This is a genomic window from Mycobacterium sp. E2699 (genome assembly GCF_001666745.1).
In the GTDB taxonomy this organism is placed as follows: domain Bacteria; phylum Actinomycetota; class Actinomycetes; order Mycobacteriales; family Mycobacteriaceae; genus Mycobacterium.
Genome location: NZ_LZJH01000134.1, coordinates 15852 through 40141, shown reverse-complemented (window position 1 = coordinate 40141; position 24290 = coordinate 15852). Strand labels below are relative to the sequence as shown.

24 protein-coding genes and 1 riboswitch are annotated in these 24290 nt (G+C 69.7%); of the genes, 13 read left to right on the top strand and 11 right to left on the bottom strand.

The window, feature by feature from the left end:
- Positions 1 to 15: 15 nt before the first annotated feature.
- Genes fgd through A5696_RS22780 form a run of 3 tightly spaced genes read left to right on the top strand, consistent with a single transcriptional unit; the run spans position 16 to position 4250 of the window.
- The gene (gene fgd / locus A5696_RS22790) at positions 16 to 1026 is read left to right on the top strand and encodes a glucose-6-phosphate dehydrogenase (coenzyme-F420) (protein WP_067883258.1); all 1011 of its coding nucleotides are present in this window, start codon (positions 16 to 18) and stop codon (positions 1024 to 1026) included.
- Entirely contained in the window at positions 1019 to 3103 is a 2085-nt protein-coding gene (gene pta / locus A5696_RS22785) for a phosphate acetyltransferase (protein WP_067883257.1), read from the top strand. Before fgd ends, pta begins: the two co-directional genes overlap by 8 nt.
- Positions 3093 to 4250: an acetate kinase gene (locus A5696_RS22780; RefSeq protein ID WP_067883256.1), complete on the top strand. Its 1158-nt coding sequence runs from the start codon at positions 3093 to 3095 to the stop codon at positions 4248 to 4250. Before pta ends, A5696_RS22780 begins: the two co-directional genes overlap by 11 nt.
- On the opposite strand, the gene A5696_RS22775 is transcribed toward A5696_RS22780, so the two are convergent.
- Together A5696_RS22775 and A5696_RS22770 are read right to left on the bottom strand one after the other, a co-directional pair.
- Positions 4239 to 5423 (bottom strand): DUF1501 domain-containing protein, encoded by a 1185-nt coding sequence (locus A5696_RS22775; protein ID WP_067883255.1) that lies wholly within the window; start codon positions 5421 to 5423, stop codon positions 4239 to 4241. The genes A5696_RS22780 and A5696_RS22775 overlap by 12 nt on opposite strands.
- A gap of 12 nt (positions 5424 to 5435) precedes the next feature.
- Positions 5436 to 6752 carry a DUF1800 domain-containing protein gene (locus A5696_RS22770; protein WP_067883254.1) on the bottom strand — a complete coding sequence of 439 codons (1317 nt, stop codon included), beginning with the start codon at positions 6750 to 6752 and terminating at the stop codon, positions 5436 to 5438.
- A gap of 96 nt (positions 6753 to 6848) precedes the next feature.
- Here A5696_RS22770 and A5696_RS22765 point away from each other — a divergent pair, with 96 nt between their 5' ends.
- On the top strand, positions 6849 to 7700 hold the full coding sequence (locus A5696_RS22765) for a hypothetical protein (RefSeq protein WP_067883253.1): 852 nt from the start codon (positions 6849 to 6851) through the stop codon (positions 7698 to 7700).
- A gap of 334 nt (positions 7701 to 8034) precedes the next feature.
- On the opposite strand, the gene A5696_RS22760 is transcribed toward A5696_RS22765, so the two are convergent.
- The 3 genes from A5696_RS22760 to glnX are packed head-to-tail and all read right to left on the bottom strand — an operon-like array spanning position 8035 to position 12580.
- Positions 8035 to 10293, bottom strand: a complete 2259-nt coding sequence (locus A5696_RS22760) for a serine/threonine-protein kinase PknG (RefSeq protein WP_067883252.1) — start codon at positions 10291 to 10293, stop codon at positions 8035 to 8037.
- On the bottom strand, positions 10293 to 11264 hold the full coding sequence (locus A5696_RS22755; RefSeq protein ID WP_067883251.1) for a glutamate ABC transporter substrate-binding protein: 972 nt from the start codon (positions 11262 to 11264) through the stop codon (positions 10293 to 10295). The genes A5696_RS22760 and A5696_RS22755 overlap by 1 nt, the downstream gene beginning before the upstream one ends.
- Complete coding sequence (gene glnX, locus A5696_RS22750; protein ID WP_067883250.1) at positions 11261 to 12580, bottom strand: protein kinase G-activating protein GlnX; 1320 nt, start codon at positions 12578 to 12580, stop codon at positions 11261 to 11263. The genes A5696_RS22755 and glnX overlap by 4 nt, the downstream gene beginning before the upstream one ends.
- A 134-nt stretch (positions 12581 to 12714) precedes the next feature.
- On the opposite strand from glnX, the gene A5696_RS22745 reads away from it, so the two are divergent.
- Positions 12715 to 13350 carry an NUDIX hydrolase gene (locus A5696_RS22745; protein ID WP_067883249.1) on the top strand — a complete coding sequence of 212 codons (636 nt, stop codon included), beginning with the start codon at positions 12715 to 12717 and terminating at the stop codon, positions 13348 to 13350.
- Here the strand turns inward: A5696_RS22745 and thiE are convergent.
- Positions 13322 to 13990 (bottom strand): thiamine phosphate synthase, encoded by a 669-nt coding sequence (gene thiE, locus A5696_RS22740; RefSeq protein WP_067883248.1) that lies wholly within the window; start codon positions 13988 to 13990, stop codon positions 13322 to 13324. The two genes, A5696_RS22745 and thiE, sit on opposite strands and share 29 nt — an antisense overlap.
- Positions 13991 to 14018: 28 nt before the next feature.
- Positions 14019 to 14129, top strand: a riboswitch (TPP riboswitch).
- Here thiE and thiO point away from each other — a divergent pair.
- The 4 genes from thiO (at position 14120) to A5696_RS22720 (ending at position 16909) form a co-directional block, all read left to right on the top strand.
- Positions 14120 to 15127, top strand: a complete 1008-nt coding sequence (gene thiO, locus A5696_RS22735; protein ID WP_067883284.1) for a glycine oxidase ThiO — start codon at positions 14120 to 14122, stop codon at positions 15125 to 15127. It overlaps the preceding riboswitch by 10 nt.
- Positions 15124 to 15321 (top strand): sulfur carrier protein ThiS, encoded by a 198-nt coding sequence (thiS, locus tag A5696_RS22730; RefSeq protein ID WP_067883247.1) that lies wholly within the window; start codon positions 15124 to 15126, stop codon positions 15319 to 15321. The genes thiO and thiS overlap by 4 nt, the downstream gene beginning before the upstream one ends.
- Before the next feature lie 7 nt (positions 15322 to 15328).
- A complete protein-coding gene (locus A5696_RS22725) occupies positions 15329 to 16117 on the top strand; it encodes a thiazole synthase (RefSeq protein ID WP_255382824.1) in 789 nt (262 codons plus the stop codon).
- A gap of 33 nt (positions 16118 to 16150) precedes the next feature.
- On the top strand, positions 16151 to 16909 hold the full coding sequence (locus tag A5696_RS22720; protein ID WP_067883246.1) for an SGNH/GDSL hydrolase family protein: 759 nt from the start codon (positions 16151 to 16153) through the stop codon (positions 16907 to 16909).
- 3 nt (positions 16910 to 16912) lie between these two features.
- On the opposite strand, the gene A5696_RS22715 is transcribed toward A5696_RS22720, so the two are convergent.
- Together A5696_RS22715 and A5696_RS22710 are read right to left on the bottom strand one after the other, a co-directional pair.
- The gene (locus A5696_RS22715) at positions 16913 to 17437 is read right to left on the bottom strand and encodes a serine/threonine protein kinase (protein WP_067883245.1); all 525 of its coding nucleotides are present in this window, start codon (positions 17435 to 17437) and stop codon (positions 16913 to 16915) included.
- An 89-nt stretch (positions 17438 to 17526) separates the two neighbouring features.
- Positions 17527 to 18054 carry a serine/threonine protein kinase gene (locus tag A5696_RS22710; RefSeq protein ID WP_067883244.1) on the bottom strand — a complete coding sequence of 176 codons (528 nt, stop codon included), beginning with the start codon at positions 18052 to 18054 and terminating at the stop codon, positions 17527 to 17529.
- Positions 18055 to 18324: 270 nt separating this feature from the next.
- Between A5696_RS22710 and A5696_RS22705 the strand changes: the two genes are divergently transcribed.
- Genes A5696_RS22705 through A5696_RS22690 form a run of 4 tightly spaced genes read left to right on the top strand, consistent with a single transcriptional unit; the run spans position 18325 to position 22073 of the window.
- A complete protein-coding gene (locus tag A5696_RS22705) occupies positions 18325 to 18654 on the top strand; it encodes a CD225/dispanin family protein (RefSeq protein ID WP_067883243.1) in 330 nt (109 codons plus the stop codon).
- A 10-nt stretch (positions 18655 to 18664) separates the two neighbouring features.
- Positions 18665 to 19090 carry a DUF2752 domain-containing protein gene (locus A5696_RS22700; RefSeq protein ID WP_067883242.1) on the top strand — a complete coding sequence of 142 codons (426 nt, stop codon included), beginning with the start codon at positions 18665 to 18667 and terminating at the stop codon, positions 19088 to 19090.
- Between the two features lie 11 nt (positions 19091 to 19101).
- Positions 19102 to 20595, top strand: coding sequence for a M28 family metallopeptidase (locus A5696_RS22695; RefSeq protein ID WP_067883282.1), 1494 nt, complete (start codon positions 19102 to 19104; stop codon positions 20593 to 20595).
- 8 nt (positions 20596 to 20603) lie between these two features.
- Positions 20604 to 22073 carry a M28 family peptidase gene (locus A5696_RS22690; RefSeq protein WP_156738552.1) on the top strand — a complete coding sequence of 490 codons (1470 nt, stop codon included), beginning with the start codon at positions 20604 to 20606 and terminating at the stop codon, positions 22071 to 22073.
- Positions 22074 to 22122: 49 nt separating this feature from the next.
- On the opposite strand, the gene A5696_RS22685 is transcribed toward A5696_RS22690, so the two are convergent.
- Genes A5696_RS22685 through A5696_RS22675 form a run of 3 tightly spaced genes read right to left on the bottom strand, consistent with a single transcriptional unit; the run spans position 22123 to position 24288 of the window.
- Positions 22123 to 23334, bottom strand: a complete 1212-nt coding sequence (locus tag A5696_RS22685) for a DUF6545 domain-containing protein (RefSeq protein WP_067883240.1) — start codon at positions 23332 to 23334, stop codon at positions 22123 to 22125.
- Entirely contained in the window at positions 23331 to 23876 is a 546-nt protein-coding gene (locus tag A5696_RS22680) for a hypothetical protein (protein ID WP_231964562.1), read from the bottom strand. Before A5696_RS22680 ends, A5696_RS22685 begins: the two co-directional genes overlap by 4 nt.
- Positions 23812 to 24288: a helix-turn-helix domain-containing protein gene (locus A5696_RS22675; protein WP_067883238.1), complete on the bottom strand. Its 477-nt coding sequence runs from the start codon at positions 24286 to 24288 to the stop codon at positions 23812 to 23814. Before A5696_RS22675 ends, A5696_RS22680 begins: the two co-directional genes overlap by 65 nt.
- Positions 24289 to 24290 lie beyond the last annotated feature (2 nt).

Here is a 24290-nt window from a genome sequence, read left to right as displayed (position 1 = left end):
GAGTAGAAATGAGCCGTGGCTGAACTGAAACTTGGATACAAGGCATCCGCCGAACAATTCGCACCGCGCGAGCTCGTCGAACTGGCCGTCGCCGCCGAGGGTCACGGCATGGACAGCGCAACCGTCAGCGACCACTTCCAGCCGTGGCGGCACGAGGGCGGTCATGCCCCGTTCTCGCTGGCCTGGATGACCGCCGTCGGCGAACGCACCCAACGCATCGTGCTGGGCACCTCCGTGCTCACCCCGACCTTCCGTTACAACCCGGCCGTCATCGCGCAGGCCTTCGCCACCATGGCGTGCCTGTACCCGAACCGGATCTTCCTCGGGGTGGGCACCGGCGAGGCGTTGAACGAGATCGCCACCGGATACGAGGGCGACTGGCCGGAGTTCAAGGAGCGCTTCGCCCGGCTGCGCGAGTCGGTGCGGTTGATGCGGGAGCTGTGGCGCGGCGACCGCGTCGACTTCCCCGGCGAGTACTACCGGCTCAAGGGCGCCTCGATCTACGACGTGCCCGAGGGCGGCGTCCCGATCTACATCGCCGCCGGCGGTCCGGCGGTGGCCAAATACGCCGGGCGCGCCGGTGACGGCTTCATCTGCACCTCCGGCAAGGGCGAGGAGCTCTATAAGGACAAGCTGATCCCGGCCGTCAAGGAGGGCGCCGCGGCCGCGGACCGCAACGTCGACGACATCGACAAGATGATCGAGATCAAGATCTCCTACGACCCCGACCCCGAGCTGGCGCTGGAGAACACCCGGTTCTGGGCGCCGCTGTCGCTGACCGCCGAGCAGAAGCACAGCATCGACGACCCGATCGAGATGGAGAAGGCCGCCGACGCCCTGCCGATCGAGCAGGTCGCCAAGCGCTGGATCGTGGCGTCGGACCCCGACGAGGCGGTCGAGAAGGTCAAGGACTACGTCGACTGGGGCCTCAACCACCTGGTGTTCCACGCGCCCGGCCAGGATCAGCGGCGGTTCCTCGAGCTCTTCGAAAAGGACCTGGCGCCCAGGCTGCGGCGACTTGGCTGAAATTTCGGCGATATACATCGCCGCGCCCGAACCGGAGACCGGCAAGTCGACGGTCGCCCTCGGGCTGCTGCACCGGCTGACCGCCACGGTCGCCAGGGTCGGCGTGTTCCGGCCCATCACGCGGCTCGGCGAAAAGCGTGACTACATCCTGGAACTGCTGCTGGAGCACACCACCGCGGGCCTGCCGTACGAGCGGTGCGTGGGCGTGACCTACCAGCAGTTGCACGCCGACACCGACGCCGCCATCGCCGCCGTCGTCGACGCGTATCACGCCATGGCGCAGGCCTGCGACGTCGTGGTCATCGTCGGCAGCGACTACACCGACGTGACCAGGCCCGCCGAGCTTTCGGTCAACGCGAGGATCGCGGCCAACCTCGGCGCGCCGGTGCTGCTGACCGTCAGCGGCAAGGGCCGCACTCCCGAGGAGGTCGCCGGCGTGGTCGAGGTGTGCCTGGCCGAGTTGACGGCTCAGCACGCCCACACCGCGGCGGTGGTGGCCAACCGCTGCGATCCGGCCCAACTGAGCGAGGTCCGCAAGTGTTTAGCGGCGCTTCCGCCGCCAGCCCAGCGCAGCTACGTGCTGCCCGAGGAGCCGCTGCTGTCGGCGCCGACGGTGGCCGAGCTGGAACGGGCCGTCAACGGGACGCCGGTCAGCGGCGAGGCGTCGCTGCGGGAACGCGAGGTGATGGCCGTGCTGGTCGCCGGGATGACCGCCGACCACGTGCTGGAACGGCTGAGCGACGGCATGGCCGTCATCACCCCCGGAGACCGCTCCGATGTGGTGCTCGCCGTCGCCAGCGCCCATGCGGCAGAAGGGTTTCCGTCGCTGTCGTGCCTGGTGCTCAACGGCGGTTTCGAGCTGCATCCCTCCATCGCGGCCCTGGTGAGCGGATTGCGGTTGCGGCTGCCCATCATCGCGACGGCGCTGGGCACCTACGACACGGCCAGCGCCGCCGCCGCCGCCCGCGGCCGGGTCACGGCAACCTCGCAGCGCAAGATCGACACCGCGCTGGCGCTGATGGACCGCCACGTCGACATCGCGGATCTCCTGAACCAGCTTGCCATTTCGATGCCCACCGTGATCACGCCGCAGATGTTCACCTACCAGCTGCAGCTGCGGGCCCGCTCGGATCGCAAACACATCGTCCTTCCCGAGGGCGACGACGACCGCATCCTGCGGTCCGCCGGCCGGCTGCTGCAGCGCGGCGTCGCCGACCTGACCGTCCTGGGCGACGAAGCCCGGATCCGGCTACGTTCGTCGGAGCTCGGCGTGAACCTGGACGGCGCGACGGTGATCGATCCGCTGAACAGCGCGCTGCGCGAGCAGTTCGCGGAACAGTACGCCGAGCTTCGCAAGGCGAAGGGGATCACCGTCGAGCACGCCCGCGAGATCATGCGCGACGGAACGTATTTCGGGACCATGCTGGTCTACAACGGCGCCGTCGACGGCATGGTGTCGGGCGCCGCGCACACCACCGCGCACACCGTCCGGCCGGCCTTCGAGATCATCAAGACCGTTCCCGATGTCTCCACCGTCTCCAGCGTGTTCTTCATGTGCCTGCCCGACCGGGTGCTGGTCTACGGCGACTGCGCGATCATCCCGAATCCGACGTCCGAGCAGCTCGCCGACATCGCGATCAGCTCCGCGCGCACCGCCGCACGCTTCGGCATCGAGCCGCGGGTTGCCATGCTGTCCTATTCGACCGGGGACTCCGGTGTGGGTGCCGACGTCGACAAGGTCAGGGCGGCAACGGATCTGGTGCGACGGCGCGACCCGAAGCTGCTGGTCGAAGGCCCGATCCAATACGACGCCGCCATCGAACCGTCCGTCGCGGCCACCAAACTCCGCGATTCGCAGGTGGCCGGCCGCGCCACGGTGCTGATCTTTCCCGACCTCAACACCGGCAACAACACCTACAAGGCGGTGCAGCGCAGCGCCGGGGCGATCGCGATCGGCCCGGTGCTGCAGGGGCTGCGCAAGCCGGTCAACGACCTGTCCCGCGGCGCGACGGTCGAGGACATCGTGAACACGGTTGCCATCACCGCGATTCAGGCGCAGGACGCCCATGGCCCGTGAAGCGCGCCTGGTGCTGGTGATCAACTCCGGCTCGTCGTCCCTGAAATACCAGCTGCTGCAGCCCGATTCGGGCGAGGCACGGGCTTCCGGCCACATCGAGCGGATCGGCGAGGACGCGTCGTCGGTTGCCGACCACGACGCGGCGCTGCACCGCGCTTTCGACGAATTGGCCCGGGCCGGCATCGACCTGAAGGCCTGCGGGCTGACGGCGGTCGGGCACCGGGTGGTGCACGGCGGCAATGAGTTCTATCGGCCGACGCTGATGGACGACGCGCGGATCGCCGCGCTCGAGAAGCTGTCCGAGTTGGCGCCGCTGCACAACCCGCCCGCGCTCAAGGGAATCGAGGTGGCCCGCAGGCTGCTGCCCGACGTGCCCCACGTGGCGGTGTTCGACACCGCCTTCTTCCACGACATGCCGCCCGCCGCGGCGACCTACGCGATCGACCGCGACGTGGCCGAGCGGTGGCAGATCCGTCGCTACGGGTTCCACGGCACGTCGCACCGTTACGTCAGCCAGCAGGCCGCCACCTTCCTGGACCGGCCGGTCGGCGGACTGAAACAGATTGTGCTGCACCTGGGCAACGGTTCCTCGGCGTCCGCGATCGCCGGCACCCGGGCGATCGACACGTCGATGGGCCTGACGCCGCTGGAAGGCCTGGTGATGGGCACTCGCAGCGGCGACATCGACCCCAGCATCGTCAGCTACCTGTGGCACCGGGCCAACATGGGTGTCGACGACGTCGAGGCGATGCTCAACGAGCGGTCCGGGGTCCTGGGCCTGTCCGGCGAGCGCGACTTCCGGCGGTTGCGGGAGATGATCGAATCCGGCGACGGCGCCGCGCAATTGGCCTACAGCGTGTTCATCCACCGGCTGCGCAAGTACATCGGCGCCTACCTGGCCGTGCTCGGGCACACCGACGTCATCACTTTCACCGCCGGGATCGGCGAAAACGACCCGGCGGTACGCCGCGACGCGGTCGCCGGCCTGGAGGAGATGGGCATCGTCCTCGACGGGCGCCGCAACCTCAGCGGGGGCCGGGGCGCGCGGCAGATATCCGCCGACGGATCACCGATCGTCGTGCTGGTGATCCCGACCAACGAGGAGCTGGCCATCGCCCGCGACTGTGTCAGCGCGTTAAGCGGTTAGGAATCCCAGGCTCTTGCGTCCCGCCCCCACCGACGGGGTGGGATCGGCACCGACGGTCCGGGCCAGCAGTTCGTGGTACACGTCGCGAAAGTCCGTGGTGTACTTCAGGTCTCCGTTGTCGAGGTCGGTCAGGCTGGGCTCGTCGCCGTAGAAGCCGCCGCGCACCGGCCCGCCGGCGACGAAGACCGGGCCGGCGGTGCCGTGGTCGGTGCCTTCGGAGGCGTTGGCGGGCACCCGGCGGCCGAACTCCGAGTACGCCATCACCACCACGTTGGGATCGGCCACCTGCTGCAGGAACGCGGTGACCGCCTCGTCGAACGTCTGCAGCAGGCGCTGCTGGGTTCCGCGTTCGTTGGCGTGGGTGTCGAAACCGCCCAACTGCACGGAGTAGACCCGCGTGGGAACACGCGCCCGCACCGCGGCGGCGACGACACCCAGTTGCGCCGCCAGCGGATTGTGTTGCTCACGAGCAGGTTTGAGCGACGCGAACGTGGTATCCGTGGTGCGCGCGGCGCGGTACGCCTTGCAGACCGCGGCCATCGCCGGGGTGTCGTTCGGGTCGTCGGCGCCCAGCGCGGTCATGACGGTGTCGAATTTCTCCGCCTTGCCCGGCGCGCCGCCCGGGGTCAGCGCCGCGGCAGTCTGCTTCTGCCCCACCGCCAACGGCGGCAGGACCGCCCCGATATTGACCGCGCGCAACGGGTCCTCGCCGGTGGCGTCGAGCCAGCGGCCGATCCAGCCCGTCGAGACGGGCTCGTCCGGCGACGCCGTCTGCCAGATGTCCATGGACCGGAAGTGGCTGTGGTCGGGCTTGGGGTAGCCGACGCCGCGCACGATGGCGAGCCGGGACTGACCCCACAGTTGGGCCAGTCCCTTCATCGCCGGGTTGAGCCCCAGTTGCTGGTCGAGGTGCAGGACATCGCCGGGGGCGTAGGCCAGTTCGGGCCGGGCATCGTGATAGGCGTTGTCGCCGTAGGGGATCAGAGTGTTGATCCCGTCGTTGCCGCCGTACAGCGACACGATCACCAGGACACCGGCTCCGGCCGGCAGTGGCCGATCCTGCGCCGCGCGCATCAGGTCGGGCCAACTGACCGCCACCGCCCCGGACAGCAGGCCGGCCGCGCCGACGCCCGCGCTGGCGATCAGGAATTTGCGGCGGTTGATCTCGGGCATGGGCAAATCCGCTCAGGAGGTCAGGTATTCGGGCGTGTTGACGGCGGCGGCGACCAGCTGCGGCGGTTGGCGCACCAGCGGCTGCAGCGCCTTGACGGTGCGGTCCGACCAATCGCCGATGCCGATCAGGTAGCCGACGGCGTCGATGCGATCGCCGGCCGGGGCGCTCTCGATGCCCGACAAGTCGCCGGCCAGCGCCAGTTCGGTCGCGGCGCGCAGGCGAACTCCGGCGCTGGCGGTGGACAACCAGACGGGTCCGCTGGGCCAGCCGCCGACGCTGGGCGGGAAGAACGGCCGCTGCCCCAGCCCGGCCAACGTCGCCTCCGCGAGCTTGCGGTGCGCCGGGTTGGCCGGCGACACGCGGAGTGTCCGCATGACGCCGACGAGCCATTCGACCGGGGTGTTCACCACGGTGGACCGGCCGCCGGTGAACTCGTCGTCGGTCAGGATCGCGCGGGTCAGCGCCCGCAGGTCGCGGCGCGGGCCGTACGCCGCGACCAGGCGGTCGAGCGCCTGCGGCGAAGGCGGCTCGTCCGAGGCCAGCTGCTGCCACAGGCGTCCCGCGACGTACTCCGCCGATTTGGGCTGGCTCAGCACGGCGTCGCAGAACCCCGCGGCGTCGAAGTTCTGGGTGCGGCCGAACAGCATCTTGGCCGTCGCGTCATGGCGTCGCGGCAGCACCGACGTCTGGCCGTCGGGGCGGATCACCCAGCCGGTCAGGGCGCGGGCCCCGTTGCGCACGTCGTCCTCGGTGTAGCCGTTGCCATGGCCCAGCGCGAAAAGTTCCATGAACTCGCGGGCGAGGTTTTCGTTGGGGGCCTTGGCCGTGTTGGTCTGGCCGTCCAGCCAGCGCAGCATCGCGGCGTCGGTCAGCATCGCGTAGGCCAGCGAGCGGAAGTCACCCAGCGATCCGGCGCGCAGCTTCTGGTTCTGCGCGGCCATGTACGCCGCCACCCGGACCTTCTGCGCGGAGGTGGCAAAGTGGTTGTGCCACAACAACGTCAGCTTCTCGTGGAGCGGCCGGCCGACGCTGACCATCCGGGTCAACCACCAGTCGGACAGCATGCGCTGCTGCTCGGACAGCTGACCGTTGTACTGCTTGCGGGCGGCCGGCGTCGCGCCCTTGCCGGGCGCGCGCGGTGCCGCGAGGGCGGGCATCGGCGTGGCGATCGCACCCGGGTCGGCGTCGGGGTTCGCGGCCAGCATGGCGTCGACGTGGCCGGGCCAGTCCCGGGTCATGGCCGCGTCGACCTCTGGTCCGGACACCCCGAACCCGGCCCGGCGCAAACCTCGCGCCGTGCTGATCCACTGCGTGGACTCCCCCGGCATGAGCTAACTGTGCGGCATGAACCTGTGTTTTCGCTATGTGTGCCCCTGTGGATAGCGGACGGCACGACCCGCGTCCGCTGTGCAACTCTGCGGCGCATGAGCGAACCGTTCGTCGGCAGTGCGGCACTGGCATCGGGTGCGTTGAGCCGGCATCAACTGAGAACGCGCTATCGACCGGTATTCCCGAACGTCTACGTGTCCAACGATGCCCGGCTGTCGTTGAAGCTGCGCATCGCCGCCGCCTGGCTGTGGTCGGGTGGGACGGCGACGATCGTGGGAGCGGCGGCCGCCGCCTTACACGGCGCCGAGTGGATTCCGGACGATGTTCCGATCGAACTGAATCACACCAACACCCGGCCGCCACCCGGCGTGCTGATACGGCGCGACGCATTGCTGGAGGGCGAGACGCAGGTCATGGACGGGCGCCCCGTCACCACGCCCGAGCGAACCGCCTTCGACATCGGCCGGCGCGGCGCCGTTCGCTCGGCAGTCGTTCGGCTCGATGCGCTCGCGCGGGCAACGGGATTCAAGGTCGATGACGTGCTGCGTGTCGTCAAGTGCCATCCCCACGCGCCCGGGCTGCGCCGACTGGAAGCCGCGCTGCAGCTGGTCGACCCCGGCGCGCAGTCGCCGCGCGAAAGCTACCTGCGGCTGCTTCTCATCGACGCCGGATTCCCGCAGCCGCAGACCCAGATCCCGGTGTTGGGCGCCGACGGTATACCCGTCGCCCACGTCGACGTGGGCTGGGAGCAGTACCTGGTGGGCGTTGAATACGACGGTGACCAACACCAGACCGACCGCCGGCGCTACGTCCACGACATTCAGCGCCTAGAGACGCTCGATCGAATGGGCTGGATCATCGTCCGAGTCGTCGCGGAGGACCACCGAGCCAATATCGTGCGCCGAGTGCGGGTGGCGCTGGTCGAACGCGGTTGGATCGCGGGTTGACGCGTTGATTGTGCGCCTACGGCTTTGACTGTGAAGCCTGGGCTTTGAGTGTGCGCGTACGGCTTTGGTTGTGCGCGTACGGCTTTGAGTGTGCGCGCAGGGCGGGATCCGGGCGGTTCTAGAGCCCAGGCTTCACACTCAAAGCCCAGGCTTCACACGCAAAGCCCACGATTCACACTCGACCCAAAAACGCCGCCCAGGCTTCACACTCAAAGCCCACGATTCACACTCGACCCGAAACGCCGCCCAGGCTTCACACTCAAAGCCCAGGATTCACACTCGACGCGAAAGCCAAAGCCCAGGATTCACACTCACATGGGCCGAAACCCGAGACCTAGAACGTGCTCGTCGGCCGCACCCGGTTGGCCATGTCCACCAGCGTGTAGCGGTGCCGCTGGGTGGGCGCGACGCGGGCCAGGCTGCGCAGCGACGCCTCGACGCCCAGCCGCAGGCCGTGCTCGGTGAACGGGAAGCCGAGGATGTGGTTGGTGCTGGCCTCGTTGTCCTGCAACCAGTCCATCGCGCCGCCCAGCACCAGGGCGCGGATCTGCAGCACGCGCGGCTCGGTGGGCGGCAAAGCCTCCACGCGCCGGGCAGCGTCGCGGATCTGCGCCTCGGTGATCTCGCTCGTGGACCGGCCGGACATCAGGGTCACCGCGCTGGTCAGCCGCGCGGTGGTGAAATGCCTTGAGGTGGGCGGAACCTCGTCCAGGGTGTTGACCGCGGCCTCCCGATCGCCCTCGGCCGAAAGGGATCTGGCCAGGCCGAAGGCCGCGGAGATCACGCCGTCGTTGGTCTTCCACACGGTCTGGTAGAACTTGTGCTCGTCGGTGTTGCCGGCCAGCTCGGCGGTGGCGGCCAGGGCCAGCTTGGGCCCGAGCTCGCCGGGGAAGGTGTCCAGCACCTCGGTGAAATGCTTTGTGGCGGACTCGTAGTCGCCGGTGAGCAGCTCGGCGACGGCCCGGTACCAGACCAACCGCCACCGCCAGCCGACGCGCTCGGCCAGGTCGTCGAGTTTGCGGGTGGCCTTGGCCACGTCGCCGAGGTCCAGCAGCGCGCGGACCTCCATCAGCGGCAGCTCGATCGACTCGGCCACCTCGATGCCGTCGGCGTCCAGCGAGCCGTGCCGGGCCGCACGCAACGAGTCCAGCGTCTGCACCGGCTGGGACAGCACCGTCGCCTGCAGCACGGGCGCGGCGACGTCGGTCGGGTCGACCAACGGCACCGGCAGCGCGGTCACGATCTCCCGGGCGGTCAGCTTCTCCGAGTGCACCTGCCCGTCCAGATACACGTCGGTGTGCGCGACGAGCAGGTCCACCCCGAACGTCGATCGGCTGGGCGAAAAGACCGTCGACAGACCGGGTCTCGGTATCCCGGTGTCGTGCGCGACCACCTCGCGCAGCACGCCCATCAACTGGGCGGACATCTCGTCCGCGGTGGAGAACCGGCGCCGCGGGTCGGGGTCGGTGGCGCGGCGCAGCAGCCGGCCGAACGAGTCGTAGTTCTTCAGCACCGGATCGTCGTCCGGCAGGCCGTCCACGTAGCGTCCGTTGCGGGTGCGCAGGTTCAGCGTCAGCGCCGCCAGCGTGCGACCCACCGTGTAGATGTCGGTGGCGATCGTCGGACCGGTCCGCACGATCTCCGGCGCCTGGAAACCCGGTGTGCCGTAGAGGTATCCGAACGAATTGATCCGCGACACCGCGCCCAGGTCGATGAGCTTGAGCTGCTCCTCGGTGAGCATGATGTTCTCCGGCTTCAGGTCGTTGTAGACCAGGCCGATGGAGTGCAGGTAGGTCAGCGCGGGCAGGATCTCCAGCAGGTAGGCGATCGCCTCGGCGACGGGTAGCTTCTCGGATTTGCGGTCCTTGAGGACCCGCTTGAGCGACTGGCCGCCGATGTACTCCATCACGATGTAGCCGACGGGGTCCCCGTGCGAATCGGTGTGCTCGACGAAATTGAAGATCTGCACGATCTGCGGGTGCACCACCTCGGCGAGGAACTGGCGCTCGGCCATCGCGATGGCCTGCGCCTCGGCGTCACCGGAATGCACCAGGCCCTTGAGCACCACCGGGCGGTCGTTGACGTTGTGGTCGAGCGCCAGGTACACCCAGCCCAGCCCGCCGTGCGCGATGCAGCCCTTGACCTCGTACTGGCCGGCGACGATGTCGCCCGTGTTCAGCTGCGGCAAAAAGGAATACGGGCTGCCGCAGGAGGGGCACCAGCCCTCGGACGCGCCCTTGTCGCCCTCCCCGGACCGGCCGACCGGTTTGCCGCAGTTCCAGCAGAAGCGCTTGGACTCCGGCACCACCGGGTTGGTCATCAGCGCCTCGAGCGGGTCGATGTCCCGCACCCGCGGGATCTCGACCAGGCCGCCGCCGAGTTGCCGGGTCGGCGGCAGCACTCGGGTGGCGACCGTCATCGGCGCGTCGGTGTCGATCCCGGGGATGAGGAAGTCGTCGTCATCGTCGTCGAAGTCGGGGCGGAACAGCGCCTGGGTGGCCTGGATTCGCCCCGTTACCGGACCGCCCTGCGTGTCCGGGGCTGCGGCGCCCTCGTCGGCGCCGGGCTGCTCGGTGTGATCCAGCTCGGCCATCAGTCCACGTACCTCGGCGTCGGCGGGGCGGGCGCGGGACCGAGAACCGTCAACCACTTGCGGTACAACGTGTTCCACGTGCCGTCCCGGCGGATGCGTTCCAGCGTGCCGTTGACGAACCGGACCAGGCCGGTGTTGTTCAGGTTGACGCCGATGCCGTACGGCTGGGTGGCCATATTCGGCCCGACGATGTGCAGATAGGGGTCCTCTTCGACCAGCCCGGCCAGGATCGAGTCGTCGGTGCTGACGGCGTCGATCTCCCGCTGCTGCATGGCCACCAGGCAGTCGGCCCAGTTCACCACCGACACGATGACCGGCGGCGGGTCGATCTGCTGGATGCGGTGCAGCGACGTGGTGCCCCTGGCCACGCAGACCCGCTTGCCGGACAGGTCGGCCACCTTGGCGATCGGCGAGTCCCGCGGGGCCAGGATGCGCTGATTGGCGTCGAGGTAGACGGTGGAGAAGTTCACCAGCTTGCGCCGCTCGCAGGTGATGGTCATGGTCTTGACCACGACGTCGACCTCGGAGCGCTGCAGCGCGGTGACCCGCTCCTCCGACGACAGGATCCGGTACTCGACATGCGACGGGGCGCCGAAGATGTCGCGCGCGATCTCGCCGGCGACGTCGACGTCGAAGCCGGTGATCTCGCCGGTGATCGGGTCGCGGAAGCTGAACAGGTTGCTGCCGATGTCGAGCCCGACGATCAGCCGGCCGCGGGCCCGGATGTCGGCGACGGCCGCGTCGGCCTCGGCCTTGGTGGGGAACGGGCGCAGGCTGGCGGTCGCGTTGCAGCCCTGGCCGGCGTCGTCCGGCGGCAGCGGCGGCTGCGGCGGCAGCTGCTCCATCCCGACCGGCGTGGGCGGCGGCAGCGTCGGCACGGTGGCCACGGTCAGCGATTCGGTGTGCCCGCAGCCCGCCAGCACCGTGCCGACCGCGGCCGCGGCGAGCCCCCGGCGCAGGGCCGTCATCATCGGTACTCCTTCAACCGCGGCCACAGCCCCAGCGCCACGGCGATCGCGGCCCCCAGGGACAGCACCACGCCGCCCACCTGGGCGCCGGACAGCCCGCTGCGCGCGTTGAGCACGTCGTTGCGCAGGTGCGTGCGGCTCTGGTCCATGGCCTTGCCCAGCAGGTCCTCGAGCTTGTCGAACGCCGGGGTGGAGTCGTCCTCGCCGCTGCCGAGGGCGACCTGGGTGGCGGCGCGGTAGTTGCCCACCGAGATGTAGGAGTTGATCCGGTCGTTGGCCTGCCGCCAGCGCAGCAGCAGCTGGTCGGCGCCCTGCAGGTCGGGCTTGTCGACGGCGTCGCTGCGCGACAGGTACTGGTCGAGCTGGGAGTGCATGGAGTCGATGCGGTCGTAGAACGACTGCTTGCGCATCTCCTCGTCGCCGCGGCGAATCAGCGACAGCGTCTCGTCGGCCCGCGCCTGCTGGGCGGTGATGGCGACGTTGGTGACGGTCCGCAGCGACTCCGCGGCGGTGTCCTTGGCGCTACGGCTCGCCGTCGTGGAGATGGTTAGCGCGGTCCCGACCCATACCACCATGACGAGGATACCGAGGGCGCCGACGACCAGCCCCGGGTTGATCCGGCGCCGGGTGCGCCGGGCCAGCCAGCGATGGGAGAACGCGCCGAACACCACCGTGCTGGCGACGACGAGGATCACCGGGGCGGGGAAGTGCGTGGACGCGGTGGTCTCGCTGTCCACCCGCTCCGACGTCGCCTGGTACAGCTGCGCGGCGTCCGGCAGGATCCTCGACTGCATCAGCCCCGAGGCCTCGGACAGGTACGACGACCCGACCGGGTTGCCCTCCCGGTTGTTGGTGCGCGCGATCTCGATCAGCCCGGTATAGACGGCCAGTTCGGCGTTGATCCGGCCCAGCAACTGCACCAGCGGTTCGTCGGTCAGCCCGCTCGACGCCCGGGTCACGGCCACCGCGGCGTCGGTGATGGCCTGCTCGTAGCGCAGCCGGACCGGACGCGGCTCGGCCTGGGCGATGAACGCGGTGGCCGCTGCCGCGTCGGCCACCGACAGCGTGGTGTACAGCCGCCCGGCGGCGAACGACAACGGCTCGGTGTGGTTGAGCACCGTGGACAGCACCTGCTGGCGGTGGTTGATCGTCGTCGAGGTGGCGAAGGCGCTGGAGACGCCGAGGGCGGCCAGCACGATCCCGATGCTGAGGATCCGGCCCGGCGTCGTGGAGATGAACCACCAGCGCGGATGCGCCGGTTCGGCCGGCGACCGCGACCCCTTCGGCTCGGTCGACGGGTGCGCCAGCTCAACCGTCACGTCTGCTCAGCCCTCATCCTTCGGCCTGGAAATTCGCCGCACGAACCCGAATAAGCGAATTCTAAGAGAATGTTGCGCCGGATGGGGGGATGCGACCCGATTGACCGGCCGGATGGCCTGCATATCCTGATCTCGTGCACGGCGACGGTGACGGATGGGTGGTATCCGACGGCGGCGCTCATTATTGGGGCCGGTACGGCGCGGCCGGCCTGCTGCTGCGGGCCCCCGCGGCCGACGGCACGCCCGCGGTGCTGCTGCAGCATCGGGCGGTGTGGAGCCACCAGGGTGGCACCTGGGGGCTGCCGGGAGGCGCCCGGGACAGCCACGAGACCCCGGAGCAGACCGCGGTCCGCGAGGCGCACGAGGAGGCCGGCCTGCCGGCGGACCTGGTCGCCGTCCGCGCCACGGTCGTCACCGCGGAGGTCTCCGGGATGGGCGGCACCCGCTGGAGCTACACCACCGTCGTCGCCGACGCGGCCGAGTTGCTGCAGACCGTGCCCAACCGGGAAAGCGCCGAGATGCGCTGGGTCGCCGAGAGCGAGGTGGCCGACCTGCCGCTGCACCCCGGTTTCGCGGCCAGCTGGCAGCGGCTGCGCGCCGCCCCGGCGCTGGTGCCGCTGGACCACGGCGACGAACGGCGCCGGCACCTGCCCCGCACGCTCGAGATCGAGGCCGGGGTATTCGTGTGGTGCATGCCGGGCGATCCCCTTCAGGCCGATGAGACGCCGACGCATCCCCGGATCAACTCGCTGCTGCAAGCGCTGACCTGAGCCGCCGCGCGGCGGCCCGCGGATCCTCGGCCCCGGTGATGGCCCGCACCACCACGACGCGTCGCGCCCCGGCGTCGAGCACCTCGGGCAGCCGGTCCGCATCGATGCCGCCGATCGCGAACCAGGGCTTGTCGGTGGCGAGCCCGGCGGCCAGCCGGACCAGCGGCAGGCCCGGCGCCCGGCGCCCGGGTTTCGTCGGGGTGGGCCAGCACGGGCCGACGCAGAAGTAGCCGGCCTGGCTCTCCGCGGCCGCGGCGGCCTGGTCGGCGTCGTGGCTGGACAGCCCGATCACCGTGTCCGGCCCGACGATCTCGCGCGCCACGGCCAAGGGCAGGTCGCCCTGGCCCAGGTGCAGCACGTCGGCGCCGGCCGCGCGGGCGATGTCGGCGCGGTCGTTGACCGCGAACAGGGCGCCGTGCCGGCGGGCCGCCTCGGCGAGGACCTCGCACGCGGCCAGCTCGTCACGCGCCTCGAGGGGGCCGAAGCGCTGCTCACCGGCCGACCCCTTGTCGCGCAGCTGGATGATGTCGACGCCGCCGGCCAGGGCGGCGTCGGCGAACTCGGCCAGGTCACCCCGCTCGCGGCGTGCGTCGGTACACAGGTACAGCCTCGCGGCGGCGAGACGGGCAGCGTGGTGCACAGCGCGACGGTATCGCGCTAGCGTGGACACCGAAGAACACGGGAGTCCCGGCGAGCGGGGACTGAGAGTGGGCGCGCGTGCCCTTACCGTCACACCTGATCCGGGTCATGCCGGCGAAGGGAGCACAGGATGCCCAACTCACTCGCCGTCATCGGCGGCGGCGTCATAGGGCTGTCGGTGGCGCGCCGGGCGGCGCAGGCCGGATGGTCGGTGCGCGTGCATCGCACCCGGGACGCGGGCGCGTCGTGGGTGGCGGGCGGCATGCTCGCCCCGCACAGCGAAGGCTGGCCGGGTGAGGAGAAGTTGCTGCGGCTGGGCCTGGAATCGCTACGGCTGTGGCGCGAGGGCGGCTATCTGGACGGGCTGACCCCGGGCGTGGTCACGGCGCGGGAGTCGCTGGTGGTGGCCGTCGACCGGGCCGACGTCGCGGACCTGCGCACCGTCGCCGACTGGTTGTCCGCGCAGGGGCACCCGGTGGTCTGGGAGTCGGCCGCACGGGATGTGGAGCCCCTGCTGGCGCAGGGTATCCGGCACGGCTTCCGGGCGCCCACCGAGCTCGCGGTGGACAACCGCGCGGTGCTCGACGCGCTGCGCGCCGCCTGCGAGCGCCTGGGCGTGAGCTGGGCCGGGCCGGTCACCGAGCTGGCCCGGGTGGGCGCCGACGCGGTGGTGATCGCCAACGGCATCGACGCGCCCGCGCTGTGGCCCGGGTTGCCGGTGCGCCCGGTGAAGGGCGAGGTGCTGCGGCTGCGCTGGCGAAAGGGGTGTATGCCATTGCTGCAGAGGGTGATTCGGGCCCGCGTGCACGGGCGGCAGGTGTACCTGGTGCCGCGCCCGGACGGCGTCGTCGTCGGCGCCACCCAATACGAACACGGACGCGACACGGCGCCGGTGGTGTCGGGGGTGCGCGACCTGCTAGACGACGCGTGTGCGGTGCTGCCCGCGCTGGGGGAGTACGAGGTGGCCGAGTGCGCCGCCGGGTTGCGGCCGATGACGCCCGACAATCTGCCCATCGTGCAACGCCTGGACGAGCGAACCCTCGTCGCCGCCGGCCACGGCCGGTCGGGATTCCTGCTGGCGCCGTGGACCGCCGAACAGATCGTGTCCGAACTCCTGCCGGTCGGAGCGCACCCATGATCGTCACGGTCAACGAGCGACGCGTCGAGGTCGACGAACGGACCACCGTCGCCGCGCTGCTGGAGTCGCTGGGCTTCCCCGACCGGGGTGTCGCGGTGGCGGTGGGCGACGCGGTCCTGCCCCGATCCGGCTGGACCGCAACGCTTTTCGACGGCGCGCGACTCGAGGTGGTGACGGCGGTGCAAGGTGGCTGAATCCGGACTGTCCCGTTCCTCGGAAACCAAACTGGCGATCGCCGATCGCAGCTTCGCCTCGCGGCTCATCATGGGCACCGGGGGTGCGTCGAACCTGGCGGTGCTCGAGGAGGCGCTGATCGCGTCGGGCACCGAGCTGACCACCGTCGCGATCCGGCGCGTCGACGCCGAGGGCGGGACCGGGCTGCTGGACCTGCTGGGCAGGCTGGGCATCACGCCGCTGCCCAACACCGCGGGGTGCCGCAGCGCGGCCGAGGCGGTGCTCACCGCGCAGCTGGCACGCGAGGCGCTGAACACCAACTGGGTCAAGCTCGAGGTGATCGCCGACGAGCGCACGCTGCTGCCCGACGGGGTGGAATTGGTCAGGGCGGCAGAGCAATTGGTCGACGACGGGTTCGTCGTCCTGCCCTACACCAACGACGATCCGGCGCTGGCCCGTCGGCTGGAAGACGCCGGCTGCGCGGCGGTGATGCCGCTGGGCGCCCCGATCGGCACCGGCCTGGGCATCACCAACCCGCACAACATCGAGATGATCGTCGCGCGCGCCGGGGTCCCGGTGGTGCTCGACGCCGGCATCGGCACCGCCAGCGACGCCGCGCTGGCGATGGAATTGGGTTGCGACGCCGTGCTGTTGGCCACCGCGGTGACCCGCGCCGCCGACCCCCCGGCGATGGCCGCCGCGATGGCCGCCGCCGTCACCGCGGGCCACCTGGCGCGGCGCGCCGGCCGGATCCCCAAGCGGTTCTGGGCGCAGGCCTCCAGCCCCGACCTGGCGACGACGCGGCCCGCGCGGTAGGCCGCTGAGGAGCCGGGCAATCAGGTACCGTCGATGAAACGCTATGTCGCGCTGGGCAGTTCGATGGCCGCCGGTCCCGGCATCCGGCCCCGGGTGGAGGGCGCCCCGCGGTGGTCGGGCCGCTCGGCCCGCAACTACCCCCACCTGGTGGCCCGGCGGCTGAACCTCGATCTGGTCGACGTCACCTTTTCCGGCGCCACCACCGCCCACGTGCTCTCCGATCGCCAGCACGGCAGGCCACCGCAGATCGCCGCGCTGGACGGCTCGGAGAGCCTGGTCACCGTGACCATCGGCGGCAACGACGTCGGCTACGTGCCGCTGTTGATGGCCGCCGCGCTGCCGCGGATCGCGCGCGGGCTGCCGCTGCTGGGTGGGCGGGTGGCCGAACTGCTGGACCGCGACGCGCGCGATCGGGCGCTGGCCGACGTCTTCGATGCGCTGTGCGCGGTCGGCACCGCGGTGCGCCGGCGTGCCGCGGGCGCCCGGGTGTTCTTCGTCGACTACCTGACGCTGCTGCCGCCCGCCGGTGTGCCCGCTCCGCCGCTCGCGGACGCCGACGCCGACCTGGGCCGGCACGTCGCCGCGACGCTGGAACGCCTCACCGCCGACGCGGCCGCGGCCACCGGGTGCGGAATCGTCGGCGCCGCGGAGGCCAGCCGGCAACACCACGCCTGGTCGGCGGAGCCGTGGACGACGAAACCCGGTGTGCCGCTGCCGGGTCGGCCGGCGCCGCTGCACCCCAACGGCGCCGGGATGCGCGCGGTCGCCGACCTGGTCGCGGCCCGGCTGTGATCGTCAGCCGTTGGTGCGCCACCACTGGTAAAGCGCGTTCACATCGGTGTTGGACGCGCGGACGTGGCTCAGCACGTTTTTGGCATCGGTGGTCCAGGTGATGACGGCGGCGTTCTTGTAGGTTCCGCACGCCACCTGTCCCGCCGTGGCGCCCGAACTGCCCTGGTGCCAGGTGCCCGGCGATTGACCGTTGTCACCGCACGCGCTCAGCGACACGCCGTTGATGCCGGAGGTGAAAGCGGCGGCCAGGTCGCTGCCGTTGCTGAAGAGTTGGTAGACGCCGGCGGCCGGCCCGTTGGAATCGGGGTTTTGCCCGCAATCCAGTTCGGCCAGAAGGGGACCCGACAGCGGCGCGGCCTGGCAATTGTTGAGGCCGTAGCCCTTCGACAGCGCGCCCGCCAGGGTGTTGATGTCCGCCGAGCTGCCGGTGCCGGGGTCCGCGGTCGCCGTGGCCGCGCCGACGAGGGCGGAACCGCCCATGAGCGCCAGGGCCGTCGCGGCTCGCAGCGCCTTGGAGAGAGGGGACATTCTGAACTCCTTTGTTGTGGGGAAATTCGAGGAATCCGAGCATCTTTCGGGCCGCGGCGACGGAATGCGTTGCGGCCCGGGCGTTGACGTCAGCCGTTCGCGCGCCACCACTGGTAGAGCGCCGCGACGTCGGAGTTGGCTCCGCGGACGAGGCCCAACACGTTCTTGGAATCCGTGGTCCAGATGACCTCCGCGGCATTCTGGTAGGTGCCGCACGCCACGGATCCGGAGTTGGCGTTGTTGCTGCCCTGGTGCCAGGTCGTGGGCGACTGGCCGCTGTCCCCGCACGCGGTCAACACGTCGTCCTTGATGCTGGCCTTGAACGAGCCGGCCAGGCTGTCGGCGTTGTTCAACAGGATGTACCTCGCCTGGACCGGGCCGCTGGGGTCGGGGTTCTGCCCGCAGGTGAGCACGGCCAATTCGCCCGCATCAATGTTGCCGGCGGTGCAGTTGTTGAGGCCGTAGCCCTTGGACAGCGAGGCGGCCAGCGTGTTGATGTCGGCCGAGTTACCGGTGTTGGTGGGGTCCGCGGTCGCAGCGGCGGCACCGGCGAACGCGAAACCGCCCGCGAGCGCGGTGGCCGTCGCGGCCCGCAGCGCCTTGCTGAGATGAGGCATCCTTGACTCCTAACGGTTGCGGCGCTCGCCGGAAACAATGTTTCCGCTAAGGGGATCGTAGGGGTATGTCCTGTCCATGCAACACATTCCGCCGGAAATTGTCTGTTTGGGCATCTTTTCGGCCGGAACCGCACGGCCATTACCGCACAGCAAAGCGGTTAACGGCCAGCGGTTTTCGGGCGATTTTCATCGAGATGGTGCCGTCATCGCGTCCCTCGGGTAGGGTAATCACCGCCTCATGCCAGTTAACTGCTCCCGACCGGAGAATCCATGACACAGCCACCGCCGTCGCCGGGATACCCGCCGCAGCAACCCGCCGGGCGAGCGCCGAATAACTACTTGGTGTGGGCGATTTTGGCGACGATATTCTGCTTTCCCATCACCGGGATCGTCGCGATCGTGAAAGCCGCCCAGGTGAACGGAATGTGGGCGCAGGGTTTGCACGCCGAGGCGCAGGCGTCCGCCGCCAGCGCCCGCAAGTGGGTCATCTGGTCCGTCGTCATCTGGGTCATCTGGGTGGTCGTCGCCATCGTCTACACGGTGACGGTGGGCATGAACGCCGACAACACGAGCGCCGCGATGATCGCCGCGATGTTCTAGGCGCACGCTCGTGGTTACCCGCCAACGGCCGGTTCGGTTCGCCCTGGGCGCGCCGCTCCTGGTGGCGGCGTCCGCCACGTTGGTGTGCGCCGCCACCTGGGTGGGTGATCCCACCACGCCGGGCGGTCCACTGCCGGTCTGTCCCACCAAGGCGCTGCTGGGCATCGACTGCCCGGGATGCGGCAGCGCGCGGATGTTGTATTCGCTGATGCACGGCAACGTGGCGGCGGCCGCCCGCTTCAACGCGCTGGGCCTGGTGGCGTTGGTCCTGTTGGTGTGGGCGTATGGGGCGTGGACCTACGGCCGGGTGACGGGCCGGCGGATCAGGGGCTGGCAGCACCAGCGCTGGGCTGCGATGGTGACGCTGCTCTTGGTGGCGGTTTGGTTTGTGGTGCGCAACATTCCTTTTGCCCCATTCAGCGCGCTGTATGTCTAACCTTGGGCGCGATGGTAAAAAAGTCGCGGACGATCCCGGCGGTCGTGGCCGTCGTCGCTCTGACCGCCTTCCCGGCCGGCTGCTCGCAGCGCTGCGCCAACCCGGGGCAGGCGAGCGGTAACCCCGCCGCCGCCGAGTTCGCCACCGCCCTGCACAACAAGGTCACGACCGACGCGATGATGGCGCACCTGTCGAAACTGCAGGACATCGCGAACGCCAACAACGGCACCCGCGCCGTGGGCACCCCCGGCTACGAGGCCAGCGTCGATTATGTGGCTAACACGTTGCGCAACAGCGGTTTCGACGTCCAGACGCCGGAGTTCTCGGCCCGGGTGTTCCACGGCGACAAGCCGGCGGTGACGGTCGGCGGCACGGCTGTGGAGGCGCGCCCGCTGGAGTTCAGCCTCGGCACCCCGCCCGACGGGGTGAGCGGGCCACTGGTGCCGGTAGCCATTGGCGACGGGTGTCAGCCCGCCGATTACGACGGGCCACGGGTGCAGGGCGCGGTGGTGCTGGTGGAACGCGGGACCTGCCCGTTCGCCCAGAAGGAGAACGCCGCCGCGCAGCGCGGCGCCGTCGCGATGATCGTCACCGACAACGTCGACGAGCAGCAGATGGGCGGCACCCTTGGGCCCGACACCGACGTGAAGATCCCGGTATTAAGCGTCACCAAATCCCTCGGGATTCAGCTGCGCGCGCAACCGGGGCCCACCACCATCAAGCTCAACGCGAGCGTCCAAAACGTCAAGGCCCGCAACGTCATCGCGCAGACCAAGACCGGGTCGCCCACCGACGTGGTGATGGCGGGTGCCCACCTGGACAGCGTGCCCGAGGGGCCGGGCATCAACGACAACGGGTCTGGGGTGGCCGCCGTCCTGGAAACCGCTGTGCAGCTGGGCAGTTCGCCGCCGGTGCACAACGCGGTGCGGTTCGCGTTCTGGGGCGCCGAGGAGCTCGGCCTGATCGGATCGCGCAACTACGTGGAATCGCTGAACCTCGACGCGCTCAAAGACCTTGCGCTGTACCTGAACTTCGACATGCTCGCGTCGCCCAACCCCGGTTACTTCACCTATGACGGCGACCAGTCGCTGCCTGCGGACGCGCGGGGCCAGCCGGTGGTGCCGGAGGGCTCGGCCGGCATCGAGCGCACGCTGGTCGCCTACCTGAACTCGGCCGGCAAAACCGCGCAGGACACCTCGTTCGACGGGCGTTCGGACTACGACGGATTCACGCTGGCCGGCATCCCGGCGGGCGGCCTGTTCTCGGGCGCGGAAGTCAAGAAGTCCGCCGAGCAGGCCAAGCTGTGGGGCGGGGCAGCCGACCAGCCGTTCGACCCCAACTATCACCAGAAGACCGACACCCTCGACCATATCGACCGCACCTCGCTGGGCGTCAACGGCGCCGGTGTCGCCTACGCGGTGGCCCTGTACGCGCAGGACCTCGGCGGCCGCAACGGGGTTCCGGTGCTGGCGGATCGCACGCGCCACGTGCTCACCAAGCCATGATGGGGGCCGTGAACCGCCGGCTCGGGTCCGCATTGGTGCTGATGGCTCTGGTGGCGGGGTGCTCAGGGCCCCGTCCCGCACCGCCGGCTTCCGCACCGGACCTCGCTCGGGGACTGGCCGCGAAGGTCACCGCCGACCGGATGGTAGCCCACCTGCGTGCGCTGCAGGATATCGCCAACGCCAACCGCGGCAACCGCGCGGACGGCACCCCGGGCTACGACGCCAGCGTCGACTATGTGGCCAACGCGTTGCGGGCCAGGGGTTTCAACGTGTCGACACCGCAGTTCGACCGGCTCTACAACGTTTCGCCCGGTAAGCCCGCCCTCACGGTGACCGGCCGCACCTTTCAGGTCGACCAGGCGTCGATGCTCGTCCGAACGCCGCCCGGCGGGCTGACCGGGCAGCCGGTCCACCCGGCGCGACCGGCGGGCTGCGCCGTCGGCGATTACCCGGCCGCGATGCCCAAGGGCGCGATCGCCGTCGTCGACGATTCGGGCTGCTCGGTGGTCGACAAGCAGAACAGCGCGGTGGCCCGGGGCGCGGCGGCGCTCATCGTGGTCAGCGGGCCCAGCAGCCAGGGCGCTCCGCCGGGCCTCTTCGTCCCCGGTTACTTCAAGCAACTGACGGTGCCGGTCGCCGTCGTCGGCGCCGACGGTGCCGCCGCGCTCGAGCGGGACACCGCGCCTGTTCGCCTGGTGCTCGACGCCGAGAACATCAAGATCACCTCGCGAAACGTGTTGGCGCAGACCGAAACCGGATCGCCGCATGAGGCGGTCGTGGTCGGTGCGCACCTCGACGGCCCGCGCGACGGTCCCGGCATCAACGACAACGCGACCGGCGTGGCCGCGGTGCTGGAGACGGCGCTGCAACTGGGCCCGTTGGCCCCCGTGAACGACGCGGTGCGGTTCGCGTTCTGGGGCGCCGACGAGGACGGGCTCAACGGTGTCACGGATTACGTGTTCGGCATGGAGCGGGATCAGCTCAACGACATCGCGATGTACCTGGACTTCACCATGCTCGGGTCACCGAATGCCGGCTTCTTCACCGACGACGGCGACCAGTCCGGTCCGCCCACGCCCGGAATCGCCGCCGGCGACGTGCCCGAGGGCTCCGCCGGCATCGAGCGCACGCTGGGCGGCAACCTGAACCTGGCCGGGAAGCGGCCCGCCGACATGCCCTTGGGCGCCAGGACCGACTACCACCCCTTCATGATCGCGGGTGTGCCGGTCGGGGGCATGACGGCCGGCGCCTCGCAGCTGAAGACGACCGTGCAGGCGCGCCTGTGGGGCGGCCAGGCGGGCGTCCCGTTCGACCCCGATTTCCAGGGTCCCCGCGACACCGTCGAGGCCGTCAACCGGGATGCCTTGGCCGTCATGGGTTCCGGCGTGGCGTTCGCGGTGGGCACCTATGCGGAGTCGATCGGCGGGGTCAACGGCGTCCCGCCGCACGACAAGCGGCACCGCAAGCGGATGCCGTAGGGGCCCGAGCGGTTGTTGCCGACGTGACGGGTGGGCCGAGTGCCTGCGGTCATCCTTGCGAGTGCAGTTGCGCCTCGGGGGTCACCGGGGCGGACTGGTCGGTGGCTGCGCAGGCGGGCGTCCACCATTTCGCCAGTGACAGGAGATCGGCGGCCTCTTCGTCCAGGCTTGTCGATCGTGAGCGCACGATCAGGGCCAGATCGGGTGATTCCGGTTGAGCGCCTGTGGTTTTGGCTCGGACGGCATTGGCCAGCTGAAACGCGTAGGTGGCGGCGCCGCGTTCGTCGGCCGGCACGGAGTGTGCCTCGAGCAAGCCGGCGAGCGTGTCTGGGGCGATGTCCCGGAAATACGGTCGCAGCTGCAGGATCGCGTCGCGGATTTCGATCACGGTTTGGTGCAGCTGCAGGCTTGTCTTCTGAAATCGATGGTCGCCGTGATCGGGGTTGAATCTGCTTTCTGGGACCGCGGTTATCATGCTGAGCCGCAGCGGCTCCAATTTTTTCCAGGCTCGACTGGTGGGATCCAGCCCGAGGTAACACAGCAGTCTCGTTGCGAGTGGAACCGCGCCGAACAGGTAGACGACGACCGCGACCCAGAAGAACTCGAAGCCGTGGAACCACAGGCGGAACTTCAGCGTGTCGGTCCAGCCGATCTGGTCGGTCACGGCCAAGACCAGCGCCTCCAGGCAGCCCGCCGCGGTCACGACACCGAGCAACAGCCCGCCGACGGCGAGCAGGAACTCACGGTTGCGGGTGCTCGTGCTCAGTTCGGCGGCGAACATCCAACTTGCCTGAGCCGCCAGAACCAGAATCAGGGCCACATAACAGCTCCACGCCAGGATCGCGTCCCAGCCACCGGAGACTTCAAGCGTTTGACCCGCGACGCGAGCGCGGGTGGCCGCGACCAGGAATGCCACGCTCAAGGCGACGGCCGTCAAACGGTAATAGCGGTGACCTCGGCGGGTTTCAGCCGGCGAGAGCCGCCGCCACAGCAAAGTGAACCCGATCAGTTCGACGCAGGCTAAAATCATTGCCACGCAAGACAATTGCTGGGCCATGGTGACGGTCATCAGGGCGCTTCTGGACGACACGACTTCGACGTCGCGCTCACGCAAGAGCTGGGCCAGCATGAGCCATGCCATCAGATTGCCGTAGTAGATGTCGTAGAGGTTGGTCCTGCACCACCGCAAACGCGCCGCGAGAAGGATCGCCATCAACGTGATCACGGGCCAGGCGACGATCCCCGGGATCGTGGACGTCATCGGCGGAAGAAGGCGCTACGCATCATCACCGAGGAGCGTTCGTTGACCTCGGCGGCGGCGATCATCAGCAGGGAGGCGAACATCTCGGCATCGCGTTCCTGATCGCTGCCATAGTCGGTGCGGCCCAATACGGCGCGCACCGTGTCAGGATCGATGTCGGGCAACGCCTGGCGGCACAGCATCCGTGCGCGCGCATCGTCGACACCGCGAGCGCCGCTTCGACCATGGCCCAGCAGGATGTGCCCGATCTCGTGGCCCACGATCTGGTCGATGTGGTAGGCGGTGGTTCCGACCTCATGCAGGATCAGGTCCTCGTCGTCGCAAGCCAGCCAGAGTCCGCACGGGCTCTCCGCCAGGGTCGCGGTGTCCGTCGGGATCAGCCTGATCGCCCGACCGCGCATTTTTGCCACGTTGTCGACGAAGACGCCGCGATTCCACGGCACCGGGATCGGGAGCCCGCGCGTCAGCGCGAGCAGGTCAGCGTTCGATACTGCCATCGGATTGGTCGTCTCCCTGGGGGGCAATTGGGGGCAGGTGCTCAAGTTCGCGAAGATGGTCGATGATCGCTGCCAGGCTGTTGAGCGCCTGGGGAGTCAGCCCGGATGCGCGCGTTGCCAAGTCCCGCACGCCGCTGTCCCGCAATGCTTGCAGGAGATCGAGTTGCGCGTCGATCCGCGGGTTCGGGTCGCGGTCGATGAGATAGCTCGCCGGCACCCCGAAATACTCGGCGATGGCGCGCAGATGCTGGACCGTGGGGTTGTCCTTGAGGCCGTTTCTCAGCTGCCACAGGTAGGCCGGGCTGATCGAGACGCCGGTTTGATCGGTGATCGCGGCCGCGGCCGCGGCGTTCGACAGCGGCGGCGTATTCGGTCGGCGGATGACCTCGAACAGCTTGTTCAGCCGGCCCGCCAGGTCGCCCGTCTCCGCAGCTTTAGCCGTCACGTCACCGCCCATTT

What these genes read in the sequence shown, in the direction of transcription:
- A5696_RS22780 (WP_067883256.1), top strand. Translation starts at nt 3,093, where the DNA reads ATGGCCCGTGAAGCGCGCCTGGTGCTGGTGATCAACTCCGGCTCGTCG.
- A5696_RS22775 (WP_067883255.1), bottom strand. Translation starts at nt 5,423, where the DNA reads ATGCCCGAGATCAACCGCCGCAAATTCCTGATCGCCAGCGCGGGCGTC.
- A5696_RS22770 (WP_067883254.1), bottom strand. Translation starts at nt 6,752, where the DNA reads ATGCCGGGGGAGTCCACGCAGTGGATCAGCACGGCGCGAGGTTTGCGC.
- A5696_RS22765 (WP_067883253.1), top strand. Translation starts at nt 6,849, where the DNA reads ATGAGCGAACCGTTCGTCGGCAGTGCGGCACTGGCATCGGGTGCGTTG.
- A5696_RS22760 (WP_067883252.1), bottom strand. Translation starts at nt 10,293, where the DNA reads ATGGCCGAGCTGGATCACACCGAGCAGCCCGGCGCCGACGAGGGCGCC.
- A5696_RS22755 (WP_067883251.1), bottom strand. Translation starts at nt 11,264, where the DNA reads ATGATGACGGCCCTGCGCCGGGGGCTCGCCGCGGCCGCGGTCGGCACG.
- thiO (WP_067883284.1), top strand. Translation starts at nt 14,120, where the DNA reads ATGCCCAACTCACTCGCCGTCATCGGCGGCGGCGTCATAGGGCTGTCG.
- thiS (WP_067883247.1), top strand. Translation starts at nt 15,124, where the DNA reads ATGATCGTCACGGTCAACGAGCGACGCGTCGAGGTCGACGAACGGACC.
- A5696_RS22720 (WP_067883246.1), top strand. Translation starts at nt 16,151, where the DNA reads ATGAAACGCTATGTCGCGCTGGGCAGTTCGATGGCCGCCGGTCCCGGC.
- A5696_RS22715 (WP_067883245.1), bottom strand. Translation starts at nt 17,437, where the DNA reads ATGTCCCCTCTCTCCAAGGCGCTGCGAGCCGCGACGGCCCTGGCGCTC.
- A5696_RS22710 (WP_067883244.1), bottom strand. Translation starts at nt 18,054, where the DNA reads ATGCCTCATCTCAGCAAGGCGCTGCGGGCCGCGACGGCCACCGCGCTC.
- A5696_RS22705 (WP_067883243.1), top strand. Translation starts at nt 18,325, where the DNA reads ATGACACAGCCACCGCCGTCGCCGGGATACCCGCCGCAGCAACCCGCC.
- A5696_RS22695 (WP_067883282.1), top strand. Translation starts at nt 19,102, where the DNA reads ATGGTAAAAAAGTCGCGGACGATCCCGGCGGTCGTGGCCGTCGTCGCT.
- A5696_RS22685 (WP_067883240.1), bottom strand. Translation starts at nt 23,334, where the DNA reads ATGACGTCCACGATCCCGGGGATCGTCGCCTGGCCCGTGATCACGTTG.
- A5696_RS22675 (WP_067883238.1), bottom strand. Translation starts at nt 24,288, where the DNA reads ATGGGCGGTGACGTGACGGCTAAAGCTGCGGAGACGGGCGACCTGGCG.